The sequence below is a fragment of the Pseudomonas sp. GW821-FHT04C07 genome (assembly GCF_059420325.1).
On record NZ_JBWKTM010000014.1, the window covers coordinates 27,783 to 41,291 of the forward strand.

General features: G+C 56.6%; 13 protein-coding genes, 4 tRNA genes and 1 pseudogene. 12 read left to right on the forward strand and 6 right to left on the reverse strand.

The annotated features are described in order from the left end of the window. Positions 1–15: 15 nt before the first annotated feature. The 3 genes from AC07UI_RS23140 to AC07UI_RS23150 all read left to right on the forward strand — a co-directional run bounded on the left by AC07UI_RS23140 (position 16) and on the right by AC07UI_RS23150 (position 401). Positions 16–91: transfer RNA gene (locus AC07UI_RS23140), tRNA-Val, on the forward strand. A 56-nt stretch (positions 92–147) separates the two neighbouring features. Further along, positions 148–224: transfer RNA gene (locus AC07UI_RS23145), tRNA-Asp, on the forward strand. A gap of 100 nt (positions 225–324) precedes the next feature. Continuing rightward, positions 325–401 (forward strand) — tRNA-Asp (locus AC07UI_RS23150). Between the two features lie 430 nt (positions 402–831). Here the strand turns inward: AC07UI_RS23150 and AC07UI_RS23155 are convergent. Beyond that, positions 832–2,115, reverse strand: a complete 1,284-nt coding sequence (locus AC07UI_RS23155; protein ID WP_494994698.1) for an NAD(P)/FAD-dependent oxidoreductase — start codon at positions 2,113–2,115, stop codon at positions 832–834. 183 nt (positions 2,116–2,298) lie between these two features. On the opposite strand from AC07UI_RS23155, the gene AC07UI_RS23160 reads away from it, so the two are divergent. Together AC07UI_RS23160 and AC07UI_RS23165 are read left to right on the forward strand one after the other, a co-directional pair. Beyond that, positions 2,299–2,375 (forward strand) — tRNA-Val (locus AC07UI_RS23160). A gap of 256 nt (positions 2,376–2,631) precedes the next feature. Continuing rightward, positions 2,632–2,847 carry a hypothetical protein gene (locus AC07UI_RS23165; protein ID WP_494994699.1) on the forward strand — a complete coding sequence of 72 codons (216 nt, stop codon included), beginning with the start codon at positions 2,632–2,634 and terminating at the stop codon, positions 2,845–2,847. A 91-nt stretch (positions 2,848–2,938) separates the two neighbouring features. Here the strand turns inward: AC07UI_RS23165 and AC07UI_RS23170 are convergent, their stop codons facing one another. Beyond that, the gene (locus tag AC07UI_RS23170) at positions 2,939–3,061 is read right to left on the reverse strand and encodes a hypothetical protein (RefSeq protein WP_494994700.1); all 123 of its coding nucleotides are present in this window, start codon (positions 3,059–3,061) and stop codon (positions 2,939–2,941) included. Positions 3,062–3,545: 484 nt separating this feature from the next. After that, a complete protein-coding gene (locus AC07UI_RS23175) occupies positions 3,546–4,124 on the reverse strand; it encodes a DUF4337 domain-containing protein (RefSeq protein ID WP_494994701.1) in 579 nt (192 codons plus the stop codon). Positions 4,125–4,420: 296 nt separating this feature from the next. Here AC07UI_RS23175 and AC07UI_RS23180 point away from each other — a divergent pair, with 296 nt between their 5' ends. Together AC07UI_RS23180 and AC07UI_RS23185 are read left to right on the forward strand one after the other, a co-directional pair. Next, positions 4,421–4,876, forward strand: a complete 456-nt coding sequence (locus AC07UI_RS23180; protein ID WP_494994702.1) for a DUF2214 family protein — start codon at positions 4,421–4,423, stop codon at positions 4,874–4,876. 185 nt (positions 4,877–5,061) lie between these two features. Next, positions 5,062–5,756, forward strand: a pseudogene (locus AC07UI_RS23185) (YoaK family protein). A 70-nt stretch (positions 5,757–5,826) separates the two neighbouring features. On the opposite strand, the gene csrA reads toward AC07UI_RS23185, so the two are convergent. Next, entirely contained in the window at positions 5,827–6,021 is a 195-nt protein-coding gene (gene csrA, locus AC07UI_RS23190; protein ID WP_007920550.1) for a carbon storage regulator CsrA, read from the reverse strand. Positions 6,022–6,268: 247 nt separating this feature from the next. Here csrA and AC07UI_RS23195 point away from each other — a divergent pair, with 247 nt between their 5' ends. Further along, positions 6,269–6,640 carry an SPOR domain-containing protein gene (locus tag AC07UI_RS23195; RefSeq protein ID WP_494994703.1) on the forward strand — a complete coding sequence of 124 codons (372 nt, stop codon included), beginning with the start codon at positions 6,269–6,271 and terminating at the stop codon, positions 6,638–6,640. Between the two features lie 132 nt (positions 6,641–6,772). Here the strand turns inward: AC07UI_RS23195 and AC07UI_RS23200 are convergent, their stop codons facing one another. Both AC07UI_RS23200 and AC07UI_RS23205 read right to left on the reverse strand, forming a co-directional pair. Then, complete coding sequence (locus AC07UI_RS23200) at positions 6,773–7,051, reverse strand: DUF1654 domain-containing protein (protein ID WP_494994704.1); 279 nt, start codon at positions 7,049–7,051, stop codon at positions 6,773–6,775. Positions 7,052–7,266: 215 nt separating this feature from the next. Then, positions 7,267–8,355, reverse strand: coding sequence for an asparaginase (locus AC07UI_RS23205; protein WP_494994705.1), 1,089 nt, complete (start codon positions 8,353–8,355; stop codon positions 7,267–7,269). A 567-nt stretch (positions 8,356–8,922) separates the two neighbouring features. Between AC07UI_RS23205 and AC07UI_RS23210 the strand changes: the two genes are divergently transcribed. From AC07UI_RS23210 to AC07UI_RS23225, 4 genes are read left to right on the forward strand one after another with little or no spacing between them, the layout of a single operon-like run. After that, positions 8,923–9,879: a sugar ABC transporter substrate-binding protein gene (locus AC07UI_RS23210; protein ID WP_494994706.1), complete on the forward strand. Its 957-nt coding sequence runs from the start codon at positions 8,923–8,925 to the stop codon at positions 9,877–9,879. A 57-nt stretch (positions 9,880–9,936) separates the two neighbouring features. Next, complete coding sequence (locus tag AC07UI_RS23215) at positions 9,937–11,490, forward strand: sugar ABC transporter ATP-binding protein (RefSeq protein ID WP_494994707.1); 1,554 nt, start codon at positions 9,937–9,939, stop codon at positions 11,488–11,490. Further along, positions 11,487–12,464, forward strand: coding sequence for an ABC transporter permease (locus AC07UI_RS23220; RefSeq protein ID WP_494994708.1), 978 nt, complete (start codon positions 11,487–11,489; stop codon positions 12,462–12,464). The genes AC07UI_RS23215 and AC07UI_RS23220 overlap by 4 nt, the downstream gene beginning before the upstream one ends. A gap of 3 nt (positions 12,465–12,467) precedes the next feature. Beyond that, the gene (locus AC07UI_RS23225) at positions 12,468–13,487 is read left to right on the forward strand and encodes a LacI family DNA-binding transcriptional regulator (RefSeq protein WP_494994709.1); all 1,020 of its coding nucleotides are present in this window, start codon (positions 12,468–12,470) and stop codon (positions 13,485–13,487) included. Positions 13,488–13,509 lie beyond the last annotated feature (22 nt).

Here is a 13,509-nt window from a genome sequence, read left to right on the forward strand (position 1 = left end):
CCTCAACGAAGCAAAGGGTGATTAGCTCAGCTGGGAGAGCATCTGCCTTACAAGCAGAGGGTCGGCGGTTCGATCCCGTCATCACCCACCACTTCTTGAGAGTCTTTCGAAAGAAAGATGGAAGCTTTTAAAAGCCTCCACCGACGCGCAGCGGTAGTTCAGTCGGTTAGAATACCGGCCTGTCACGCCGGGGGTCGCGGGTTCGAGTCCCGTCCGCTGCGCCATATTTTCCAGATCGGGTTTTCCCGGTTTGAGATTGAAAAGCCTAGAGCTTTCCAGTCAGATGATTTCAAAGGTTCAAATGGACGCAAGTCCAAGCGATACGCAGCGGTAGTTCAGTCGGTTAGAATACCGGCCTGTCACGCCGGGGGTCGCGGGTTCGAGTCCCGTCCGCTGCGCCATATCTGCCTCAAGGCCCACTGAACGCCTTGAAGCTACGAAGAAAGCCGATGGCTGCTTCTGGTTGATAGCAAAGACCCTGGTCGAAAGACCGGGGTTTTTTGTATCCGGGATTTGGCTTTCTTTTGCTTCTGGTTCCAGAAGTTTTCTCGAATTGAATAAAACAACACCCCGCTGACTGGCGCAATGCTGTTCAGTTAAGGAATTTCTGGCTCCGCACATTCCCCGTAGCAGCTGCCGAAGGCTGCGTTCGGCTGCGCAGCGGTCGTAAAATCAGGCACTGTGGTGTTACAGGTTGACCGTGGTTGCATGGTTTGCGACTGCTGCGCAGCCGAACGCAGGCTTCGCCAGCTGCTACGGATCGCGTCGTCGCCTTAACTGAACGGCATTACGCTGACTGGTGGGGTTTTGTTTTTTTTGTGTTCGTGTAAATCACAAGTCGTATTTATCCCGCAGGCCGTAGTACCAGGCGCCTAATGCGGCGAATGGGGTGCGCAGCATTTGCCCGCCAGGGAAAGGGTAGTGCGGCAGGTCGGCAAAGGCGTCAAAGCGCTCTGCCTGGCCTCGCAGAGCCTCAGCCAGGACTTTGCCCGCCAGATGGGTGTAGGTCACGCCATGGCCGCTACAGCCCTGCGAGTAATAGATGTTGTCACCCAGGCGTCCGACTTGCGGAAGTCGCGACAAAGTCAGCAGGAAGTTGCCGGTCCACGCGTAATCAATCTTCACGTCCTTGAGCTGCGGGAAGGCCTTGAGCATCTTCGGTCGAATGATCGCTTCGATATTCGCTGGATCTCTCGCGCCATAGACCACACCGCCGCCGAAGATCAGGCGCTTGTCACCCGAAAGACGGTAGTAGTCGAGCAGGTAGTTGCAGTCTTCGACACAGTAGTCCTGCGGCAGCAGGCTTTTCGCCAATTCATCGCTCAAGGGTTCAGTGGTGATGACCTGGGTGCCGCAGGGCATCGACTTGGCTGCCAGTTCCGGAACCAGATTGCCCAGATAGGCGTTACCGGCGACGATAATGAACCTGGCCCTGACTTTGCCTTGCGGCGAGTGCACGACCGGATTGGCGCCGCGCTCGATGCGTATGGCGGGCGATTGCTCATAAATGGTTCCGCCCAGCGACTCCACTGCAGCGGCTTCGCCAAGGGCGAGGTTGAGCGGGTGCATATGTCCGCCGCTCATGTCGAGCATGCCGCCCACGTATTGATCGCAGGCCACCACCTCGCGGATGCGGCGCTGATCCAGCAGCTCCAGTTGAGTGTGGCCGAAACGCTCCCAAAGGCGCTTCTGCGACTCCAGGTGGCCCATCTGTTTGCTGGTGATTGCGGCAAATACGCCGCCGTCCTTCAGATCGCACTGGATCTGGTACCTGGCCACGCGCTCGCGGATGATCTTGCCGCCCTCGAACGCCATCTGGCCGAGCAACTGTGCCTGCTTGGGGCCGACGCTGCGCTCGATGACGTCGATGTCGCGGCTGTAGCTGTTGACGATTTGGCCGCCATTGCGGCCCGAGGCGCCGAAGCCGACCTTGGCCGCTTCCAGGACGGTCACCCGAAAACCGTTCTCCAGCAGAAACAGCGCGCTGGAGAGGCCCGTGTAGCCTGCACCGATCACGCAGACATCAGTCTCTACCTCATCCTGTAGCGATGGGCGCGGCGCAACCGCGTTAGCCGATGCGGCGTAATAGGACTTCGGATAGGGGGTGTTCACCATCCTGCAACCTCTGTTTTATATTTTTTACGAGTGCATCGATCCTACCTGAGTTAAAAATAGGCTACCAGCCGACGAAAAATCTTCTTTGTGGCCCTGAAAATAAAAAATTCGCATATTCATAGGCTTAGCTGCAAAAAAGGTGTTGACACCCCTCCGGAATTCCGTAGAATGCCGCCTCACAGCAGGCACGTAGCTCAGTTGGTTAGAGCACCACCTTGACATGGTGGGGGTCGTTGGTTCGAGTCCAATCGCGCCTACCAAACAAAATCCGCTCTGCTGGGCGGTCTAGAAGGGTCAACCGAGAGGTTGGCCCTTTTTTGCGTCTGGCGTTTGCAAAACTTTTTCACCCCCCCACTCAGGACGCCAGTCAGGCGTGGGGCGCGTCGCGTGCCTTGCTGAACTCCCTGGCCAGGTAGTTTGGGGGCTGACAAAAAAATCGATGCACGATGATTCCTTGCCGATTGGTGCTCAAGTGTTTACGGGTCAATACTTCTCACCTGTCTTGGGAGAATCTCTATGAACCGGCGAGAAGAATTTTTGACGAAAGTATTAGAGGTTCATCATGAATATGAGCAGGCTACGATCGTCATCCACAAAATAATGAGTGAGAACAAAGCCACAGGCCCCGAGTGGGATGCTGCCGTAGCGCGGCAGATTGCAGCCCTTGATGCCTGGATGGAATTGCCAGGGGAATACAGCAATTTCAAGCAAGATGATGGACCAAGCCGCTAATGTAAGCGCGATGCATGCTGCCTCCTGAGCTTCGGTCGGTTTCCGAATGAGCCCAAGCCGCACACTATCCCGAACGATCAGAATGTCGTCGTCATAGCCCCAAGGGGGCCGGCGACCGTCTTGTTGCGAAAAAACTGGCGATCACCTGGATGAACTCGTTGGCGATGATGCGCTTAATGCGCTGCTGGTCGATGGTTTTGTTTTCTGTGGGCATGGGGATACCTCGCCGGGGATCGGCTACAGTTGACTGCTCATCGAAATGGAGATCGAAAATGAGGTGCTTGATCTGCAAGGGCGTAGCCAAAGAGGTTCTGTCAGTCGGTGAGTTCGAGGAAAGAGACTGCCCTGGCTGCGGGCGCTACTGCATTTCTCGAGCACTGGTCACTGACATGGTGAAGCGAAATCAAAATCTTGATGTGGTGCGCACAAGAATTTTTTTGGCGTCACGTAGAGTTATCGGTGTTGTTCCGGCGATAACGCCATTCGATGTTGCTTATAACCAACTGATTGTCACCTGAACAGGCGGCTGCTGAGGCGTTCAGCGCAATAGGCGAGGGTGGGTCAGGCGGGTTCATTCGAGCGAATGCCCGCCCATTCATTATTTCGGATCGAAGGTGCCCAGGGTCAGTTGGGCCTGGCTCTCACATTGGCCTGTTGAAATTCATATTTGAACCAGGCGTATCGGGGGCTCATCCGGTTTATATATGTAACCAGGCCAGAGTACCCAGCACTACACTGGCTCCCGCCGCACTATAGGCGACCCTTTTCAGCCATTCCTTGCGCGTCAGCAAGGTAATCGCCGCCAGCGAAATGGCAATCTGAATTGCCGTCATCGCCTGGGCCCAGCGGTGGTGCTGATGCAATGCCAATTCTGACTTTTCATCCCACTCGCGAGCCTCTGCCTCGAGTGCTTCTGCTTTCTGGCGCACCACTTCTTTTTCATCTTTATAGCGTTGCGCTTCGGCGGTGTAGTGTGCGGCATCGACGCCAGGGATATGGATCGCCAATTCAGACAGGTTTTGCCGGCTGGATTTGGCCTGGTAATAATTCCACTGGTTGGAGGCTTCGGTTTTCTTGATGGCGGCGTTGTTCTTGTCCATTGCCGCTTCGCTCTCCGTGGAGCCCGCCTGATAGCTGAGCAAGGCACCTATGGTCGCCATGATCGCCGTCATCACCGCTATCTTGCTGGCGAAATTATCGCCGTGGGCATGGGCGTTTTTGGTGACGTGTTCCAGATGTTCTTCATGGGGGCTGGGGACTTCGAACTCTTCAGACATGGACTTTGATCTTTGGGGTTGGACAGGTATTGAAGTGTAAATGGACTGATCGCCAAAGGCTCTATATCAATGGAAAACTGTCGAGTCGAGGTGACGAATTGTTGGCTTTTCGGATCGTGCTCGTTCGCCACGACGCAGGGGAGGGTAAAGCAAGGTGCTTTTATCGACGGTTTGCCGCTTCAAAAATGGGAATTAGACATGGCTAAGGCGTTGCAGCTGGTTTAAGCAGCGCTGTGTTTTATGGGCTACTACTGTCAGGCCGATATTCTTTTCTTCATGGATAGGAGGTCAAGTCGATGCTTGCGCACTGGTTCCTTGCGGCAATTCATCTTCTGGCATTTGCAACGGGGTTCGCGGCGGTGCTCGCTCGCGGAGCGGCTTTGCGTCGTGTCGCTGTGAGCGCCACTGAGGTCCGGAATGTATTGTTTGCGGATAACTGCTGGGGAATCTCGGCGGCGATTCTTTTGGTTACCGGTGCGGTTCGCGCCTTTGGCGGGTACGAAAAAGGCACGGACTACTACCTGCACCAGCCGCTGTTTCATCTCAAGATGACGTTGTTCATCGTTATTTTGCTGCTTGAGACTGCTCCGATGGTCGCCCTGATCAAATGGCGGATCGCCTTGAGTCGAGGGCGTACGATTGACGTTCGGCGTGCGACGCTATTCGCCAGGATCAGCCACATTGAGGCATTGCTGGTTGTTCTCATGGTGGTAGCGGCGACCGGCATGGCTCGTGGGCTGGTGTCCGGCTAGCAGTTTGCAGGGCTGTCGAAGAGTGCTGCGACAGAAATCGCAACCTTCTTCGCGGGCAGCCGGGTTTTCCGGTGCTTGAACCCCATGGATATGTGCTGCGATTCAATCAGGATCCTGGTCTCACGTCTGTTGATGGCCAACAGGCTTGGCACATTTGATTGAAAGCTGCGCTACAAGGAAAAGCCATGTCGTTCATTCGCCGCTTTCTCGCGCCGGCACTGAGTTTTAACGGCGGCTTCGTTGATACGCTGGGGTTTCTGGCGTTGCAGGGATTGTTTACCGCGCACGTGACCGGGAACTTTGTCACGCTGGGGGTCAGTATCGTGCACGGTACTTCCGGGGCGCTGGCCAAGTTGTTGGCATTGCCGGTTTTTGCCCTGGTGGGGGGTTGTCCCATTTGGCGGCGGTGGCCATTCACGCCCGAGGCTGGGCGCCGTTACGCATTCTGCTCATTGCGCATACGCTGTTGCTGGCCGCGTTTGGAGGGCTTGCCCTATGGCTGGGACCTTTCCCCGATGGGGACAGCGCCGCGGCATTGTTGACGGGCATGACTGGCGTCGCGGCCATGGCGATTCAAAATGCTGTTTCCCGTCAGCACATGAAAGGAGCGCCGCCCACCACGCTCATGACAGGGAACGTGACTCAGTTCGCCATCGACCTCTTTGCTTTGATAGCTCAGCGCAATGCCGCTGAAAGAGCGGCGATCATTCAGCGCTTGAAGCCGATCGGAATGAATCTGTTGGGGTTTGCCGTGGGTTGCATCAGTGCAGCGCTGCTGTACCTGGCGTGCGGGTTCTGGTCTGTGTTGGTTGCAGTGGCTGTGGCAGCCTGGACATGCGCCGCTGCCAAGGAGGAGGGATGGAGGGTCGAGGCAAAATGATCAGGCAAGAGCATGCTCGGGTTTTTCGCCAGCCATCGCTGTGAGAGGAGAGGCTGGCTACTGATGAGGCTCAGGGAGTCTCGCGTTTGTCCGGCGCAGTCAGTCCTGCCTGGATACGCTGATAAATCTCTTCGCGATGTACGGCTACGTCTTTCGGAGCGTTGATACCAATCCTGACCTGTTGGCCACTAACGCCCAGAATGGTGATCGTAATATCGTCACCAATGTTTATGCTTTCACCGACTTTGCGGGTGAGTATCAGCATGATCTTCTCCTTGATTGCTTTGTAGGGCACCTGATTCAGATAATGCAGATGTCGGTAGTATGTATAGATTACTGCGAAGTGCCACTGTAGGTGCCTCTTTCAGACGCGTAGCCACTGTATTAATTTCCAAGCTGTAACTATACAGGGCCTATACACATCATTCTCGTTGTTTTCGGGCAGGTTTGTCGCGGCCATGGGGTGGTCGTGGGTGGTAAAATCGTCGACTTGAATTTTCGAGGGGAAGGCTGTGTGTAAACTGGCGATGGTAATGGCGGTGTTGGTGCTGGCAGGATGCGGTGAAGGAACCGGCGTCGAGCACAAGGCCCCGTCTTCGGCGGCTTCAGCTGCACAATCTCCGGCGGCTGCGGCAGCGCCCCAGTGGGATGTCGAGGTTAGAGGGGACACCTTGCAGGCCGTGAGCGATTTGACCGGCTGGTTGATCGAACACGGCTTCATTTGCTATGTGACCACCGTCGGCGGCAAACAGCGGATTCTGGTCGGCCCTTTCAGTTCGAAAGCCGAAGCCGAAGCCAGGCAGGTTCAACTGACAGCCAGTCTGGAGCGAGCCAAAAAGCGCAACGTCGAGTCAGTGGTGGTTGAGCATAGCGCGGCTCAGTGATCGGTCATCCCGGCAAGTCTGAAAACAAAAAAGGCCTCGAGACAGTTTGTCCGGGGCCTTTGCGTTTGAGCAGTGGTTCAGCCGCAGGCTTTCATGTCCACTGCTGGTGCCAGCAAACGGACAATCATTGACTCAGTCTTCCTTCGGCACGACCCAGAAAATGTGCACGCCGCCATCGTCGCGATAGGCGAGGGTGACGTTATCGTTCTCGGCAATCTCTTCGAGCAGGCGCTCCCATTCATCCACGGGTTCGTCCGGGAGACGGAAGATCAATGCGGCTTTGGCTGTTTGTGCGGTGGGGGAGTTAATGATTTTCTGAACGCGCAAACCGAGTCGTTCGTATGCGCCTGGAGATGTAGTTGTTGCTGAGGTATTGGCCACGGAACAATCCTTATTTAGCTGTATGTGCATACAGTATTTAACTGTAGGATTTTTCGCAACTGCTTAAGATTCCAGAAAACCCTCTGACAGCGATTTATTCCGTTTGGTGTAAGTCGATTGATTTTTTCGAGAAAGGGGGGGGCGCAGCGGTGCTGGGCGGGATCAGCAAGTGGGGGTAGAACCACTCACCGTTAAAGGTGAGTGGTGCGACAGATGCCCGACCTGATCAGGTCGGGCGATGTGAATCAATATTCCCAGAACATCCGCTGCAGATCTTTGCTGTCCTGAGTCTTGGTCAGGGCGACCATCGTCAGGATGCGGGCTTTTTGCGGGTTCAGGTCATGGGCGACGACCCAGTCGTATTTGTCATCAGGCTGCTCTGCGTTGCGCAGTACAAACCCCCCGGCATTTACGTGGGAAGAGCGAATGATCTGTACGCCATCCTTGCGCAGTGCCTGCAAGGTTGGAACAACGCTCGAAGAGACCGAGCCATTACCGGTGCCGGCATGAATGATGGCTTTAGCGCCCGATTGAGCCAGGGCCTTGTAGGCGGTGCCGCTGACATTGCCGTAGGAGTAGGCGATTTCGACGTCAGGCAGGCTCTTGATGGTTTTGATGTCGAATTCAGAATCCATGGTGTGACGCTTGGCTGGCAGGCGGAACCAATAGGATTTGCCTTCGACCACCATACCCAGCGGACCCCAGGCGCTTTTGAAGGCCTCGGTCTTGAGGTTGATCATCTTGCTGACATCACGGCCCGACTGGATTTCATCGTTCATGGTAACCAGCACGCCCTTGCCGCGCGCATCTTTGCTGCTGGCAACCGCGACGGCGTTGTACAGGTTCAGCATGCCGTCAGCAGACATGGCGGTGCCTGGGCGCATCGAGCCAACGACGATGATTGGCTTGTCGGTTTTCTCGACCAGGTTAAGGAAGTATGCAGTCTCCTCCAGCGTGTCGGTACCGTGAGTAATGACGATGCCATCGACGTCTTTGCTGTCGGCCAGTTCAGCGACACGGCGACCCAGTTGCAGCAGGTTTTCGTTGGTGATGCTTTCCGACGCGATTTGCATGACTTGTTCGCCACGCACATTGGCCAATTGGCTCAGCTCGGGAACACCGGCAATCAACTTATCGACACCCACTTTGGCCGCTTGATAAGTGGCGCTGTTGGCGGTACTGGCACCAGCCCCGGCGATTGTCCCGCCGGTCGCGAGAATTACGACGTTAGCCAGTTTTTGTTTGGCTTCGACTTCTTTTGCTTGCAGTGCGGTAGGGAGCAGCAACAGGAGGGCCAAAGCGCCCGGAACAAAGGTATTGAAAGCAGATTTCATTATTTTTTCTCTTGTTGTAATGAAGGTGCTGATGCGGGTTTATCAAGACACGCCCCGGGCAGATCTGAATGCCGTGGGGTCCTGGAGGAGAGCAGGATCTGTACCAGATGTACTTTGATTGGCTTGTTAATATAAGTAGTTGATATTTATCAATTTTTTATTTTGAATTTGATTTTTCGTACAGGCCTGCGTCCGGCTTTCCGACGATATGGACGCTTTACGTTCGGCTCTCCGAAAAAAAAGGCTACGGCAAATGTCGATGGGGCCTGGCACATGTCGGGCGGGGATGACGAAGAGAGTGGCAAGGCCAACGCGTCGGCCAGGATTTCTTCGGGGTGTTAGCGAACTCTGCGCACGCGCTCTTGAAACGGGAAGTTCTGGCCGTTGACAAATGACAGCCGGATTCGCATAGTTCGATCCAGGCAAACGTTTGCGCGTGTTTCCAGGTGATCTTTTATGATCAGCCTGGAAATCTTGTCTCGATCCAGTGCCGCTGCGTTTAACGGCTGTCGAAGCGTGATCCAGTGCAAGCGTTGCTCACAATAATCATAAGAACGGAGTGAACCCATGAAGCTGCCATTCGCTGGACGTCTTCTTGCTGTCGCTGTGCTCGCAGCCGCATCCGCCGCGCTGCCTCTTTCCCCGGCCTTCGCCGACACCCCTGAAAAACCTAAAGTCGCCCTGGTCATGAAATCCCTGGCCAACGAATTCTTCCTGACCATGGAAGACGGCGCCAAGAGCTACCAGAAAGAGCACTCCGCAGATTTCGATTTGATTTCCAACGGGATCAAAGACGAGACGGACACTGCCAACCAGATTCGCATCGTCGAGCAGATGATCGTTTCCAGGGTCAACGCACTGATCATCGCGCCAGCCGACTCGAAAGCGATGGTGCCGGTGATCAAGAAGGCGGTCGACGCCGGCATCACGGTCATCAACATCGATAACCAGCTGGATGTCGGTGTGCTCAAAAGCAAAAACATCAGCGTACCTTTCGTAGGGCCGGACAACCGCAAGGGTGCTCGCCTGGTCGGTGAGTACCTGGCCAGGCAGCTGAAGGCCGGTGACGAAGTCGGCATCATCGAAGGTGTTTCCACCACCACCAATGCTCAGCAGCGTACCGCAGGCTTCAAGGATGCGATGGAGGCTGCGCAGATCAAGGTGGTTTCTCTGCAATCCGGTGACTGGGAAATCAACGCCGGCAACCGCGTCGCCGCCGCCATGCTGAGCGAGTATCCGAACCTCAAGGCACTGTTGGCCGGCAATGACAGCATGGCAGTCGGCGCTGTGTCGGCGGTGCGCGCAGCAGGGAAGGCGGGCAAGGTTCAAGTGGTGGGTTACGACAACATCAATGCCATCAAACCAATGCTCAACGATGGTCGTGTGCTGGCTACCGCAGACCAGTTTGCCGCCAGGCAGGCCGTATTCGGTATCGAAACGGCGCTGAAAATCCTCAAGGGTGAGAAGGTCGACGGCGCGGCTAATGGCGTAATCGAAACTCCGGTTGAACTGGTCACCAAATAGTCATTCTGGCGGCACAACGGCGCTCGCTCATCCGGGCGGGCGCATGGAGAGTTTCTTATGTCAGTTTGCACCCCGAACGCTGTCCTTTCGGTCAGCGGTATCGGCAAGACCTATGCTCAGCCGGTGCTGACCAATATCGACCTGACGCTGATGCGCGGTGAAGTGCTGGCGTTGACCGGTGAAAACGGCGCTGGCAAAAGCACCCTGTCGAAAATCATCGGCGGCCTGGTCACACCGACCGCGGGTCAGATGCAGTTCAACGGTCAGGATTACCGGCCCGGCAGTCGCACGCAGGCCGAAGAGCTAGGGATCCGCATGGTCATGCAGGAGCTCAACCTGCTGCCGACCCTGTCCGTCGCCGAAAACCTGTTTCTGCACAATCTACCCAGCCTTGGCGGCTGGATCAGTCGCAAGCAACTGCGCAAGGCGGCTATAGAAGCGATGGCTCAGGTCGGGCTGGATTCGATCGATCCGGACACGCTGGTCGGCGAGTTGGGCATTGGTCACCAGCAAATGGTCGAAATCGCCCGCAACCTGATCGGCGATTGCCATGTGTTGATCCTCGATGAGCCGACCGCAATGCTGACGGCCCGTGAAGTCGAAATGCTCTTCGAACAAATCACCCGCCTGCAAGCGCGCGGAGTGGCGATCATCTACATCTCCCATCGACTGGAAGAACTGGCCCGTGTCGCACAACGCATTGCAGTGCTGCGTGACGGTTATCTGGTCTGCGTCGAGCCAATGGCCAATTACAACAGTGAGCAACTGGTCAACCTGATGGTTGGCCGCGAACTGGGCGAGCACATTGACCTGGGACCACGCCAGATTGGCGCTCCTGCCTTGACGGTCAAAGGGCTCACCCGTTCGGACAAGGTTCGCGATGTCTCCTTTGAAGTGCGCAGCGGCGAGATTTTCGGTATTTCCGGGTTGATTGGGGCCGGGCGCACCGAGCTATTGCGGTTGATCTTTGGTGCTGACATCGCAGACAGCGGCACAGTCGCGCTGGGATCACCTGCACAGGTCGTCAGCATTCGCTCACCGGTCGATGCGGTGGGACACGGGATTGCCCTGATCACTGAAGATCGCAAGGGCGAAGGCCTGCTGCTGAGCCAATCGATCAGCGCCAATATTGCCTTGGGCAACATGCCGGTCATCTCCAGTGCCGGCATCGTCAACGGCGATGACGAGTCGGCCCTGGCCCAGCGTCAGATCGACGCCATGCGGATTCGCAGTTCCAGCCCGTCACAGTTGGTGTCCGAACTGTCCGGCGGCAATCAACAGAAAGTCGTGATCGGCCGCTGGCTTGAGCGAGATTGCTCGGTACTGCTGTTCGACGAGCCGACCCGAGGGATCGACGTTGGCGCCAAGTTCGATATCTACGGCTTGCTGGGTGAATTGACCCGCCAGGGCAAGGCATTGGTGGTGGTCTCCAGTGATCTGCGCGAGTTGATGCTGATCTGCGACCGGATTGGTGTACTTTCCGCCGGGCGCTTGATCGAGACCTTCGAGCGCGACCGTTGGACTCAGGATGAACTACTTGCTGCCGCATTTGCCGGCTACCAAAAACGTGATGCGTTGCTCAATGAAGCGGCGCCTAGGGACATTTCATGACAACTGCTACTTCTGTCAGCATACGCAGGGGCAACTATTATGGTCTGGGCACTTATCTGGGCCTGGCCGGTGCCTTGCTGGCGATGATTGCCCTGTTCTCGACCTTGAGCAGTCACTTCCTCTCCTACGACACTTTCAGCACGCTGGCCAACCAGATTCCGGATTTGATGGTGTTGGCTGTCGGCATGACCTTTGTATTGATCATTGGCGGTATCGACCTTTCAGTCGGTTCGGTGCTCGCGTTGGCGGCATCGGCGGTCAGCGTGGCGGTCCTCGGCTGGGGCTGGAGTGTCTTGCCGGCAGCCTTGCTCGGCATGGCCGTCGCCGCTCTGGCTGGCACCATCACCGGTTCGATCACCGTGGCCTGGCGCATTCCTTCGTTCATCGTTTCGCTGGGTGTGCTGGAAATGGCTCGCGGTCTGGCTTACCAGATGACTGGCTCGCGCACTGCCTATATCGGTGATGCGTTCGCCTGGCTGTCCAACCCGATTGCCCTGGGCATTTCGCCGTCGTTCATCATTGCGTTGTTGATCATATTCATCGCTCAGGCAGTGTTGACGCGCACGGTGTTCGGTCGTTACCTGATCGGCATTGGTACCAACGAAGAAGCGGTGCGTCTGGCGGGTATCAATCCAAAGCCTTACAAGATTCTGGTATTCAGTCTGATGGGGCTGCTGGCCGGTGTGGCGGCGCTGTTTCAGATCTCCCGCCTGGAGGCCGCGGACCCGAATGCCGGTTCCGGGCTGGAGCTGCAAGTGATCGCGGCTGTAGTGATCGGCGGCACCAGCCTCATGGGCGGTCGCGGTTCGGTCATCAGTACCTTTTTTGGCGTCTTGATCATTTCCGTGCTGGCGGCAGGTCTCGCACAAATCGGTGCAACCGAGCCGACCAAACGCATCATCACTGGCGCGGTAATCGTGGTGGCGGTAGTGCTCGATACTTATCGCAGTCAACGCGCAAGTCGGCGGGCCTGAATCATGGCAACAATCAAAGATGTGGCTGCACTGGCGGGGATTTCCTACACCACGGTTTCTCATGTGGTGAACAAAACGCGGCCAGTCAGTGAAGAGGTCAGGGTCAAGGTCGAGGCGGCGATCAAGCGCCTGGACTACGTGCCCAGTGCCGTGGCCCGTTCGTTGAAGGCCAAGACCACCGCGACCATCGGTTTGCTGGTGCCCAACAGCCTCAACCCATATTTCGCCGAACTGGCCCGGGGCATCGAGGACTACTGCGAGCGTAATGGCTACTGCGTGATTCTGTGCAACTCCGATGACAACCCGGACAAGCAGCGCAGTTATCTGCGGGTGCTGCTGGAAAAGCGGATCGATGGCTTGATCGTCGCTTCGGCTGGCGGTGACGCCGGCCTGGCTGCAGGTCTGGCCGCCGTGCGCACGCCTATGGTGATTGTCGACCGGGGGCTGGAGGGGATTGATGCGGATCTGGTGCGCATCGATCACGAATACGGTGCCTATCTGGCGACGCGACACCTGCTCAAGCTGGGGCATCGGGACATCGCCTGCATCGGCGGTCCGGCGCATACCAGTGTGGCGCAGATGCGCCTGGCCGGTTACTGCCGGGCGCTGAAAGAGGCAGGCGTCGAGGTGCCACAACAGCGAATGCTGGAAAGCGACTTCACCAGTACCGGCGGTTATAGCGCTGCTGCACTGCTGTTGGAAAAGAATCCGCCCAGCGCCATATTTGCCGGTAACGACATGATCGGAATTGGTGTATTGCGTGCGGCGGCTGAGCGCAATATCCGTGTACCGAGCGAACTCTCGGTCATTGGTTTCGACGATATCCAGATGAGTCGGTATGTCTATCCGGCGTTAACGACGGTGGGCCAGTCGATCCTGCAGTTGGGCGAGATGGCGGCGGAGCGCCTGTTGCGACGGATCGCAAATCCGGAGCAGGCGACCGATCAGCGCATCGTGACACCCAGCATTGTCTTGCGAGAGTCGACTGCGCCGCTTGCCGGCGTTTTCGCTGAATGCCGCTGAAACGAATTGACGAGTACTGATG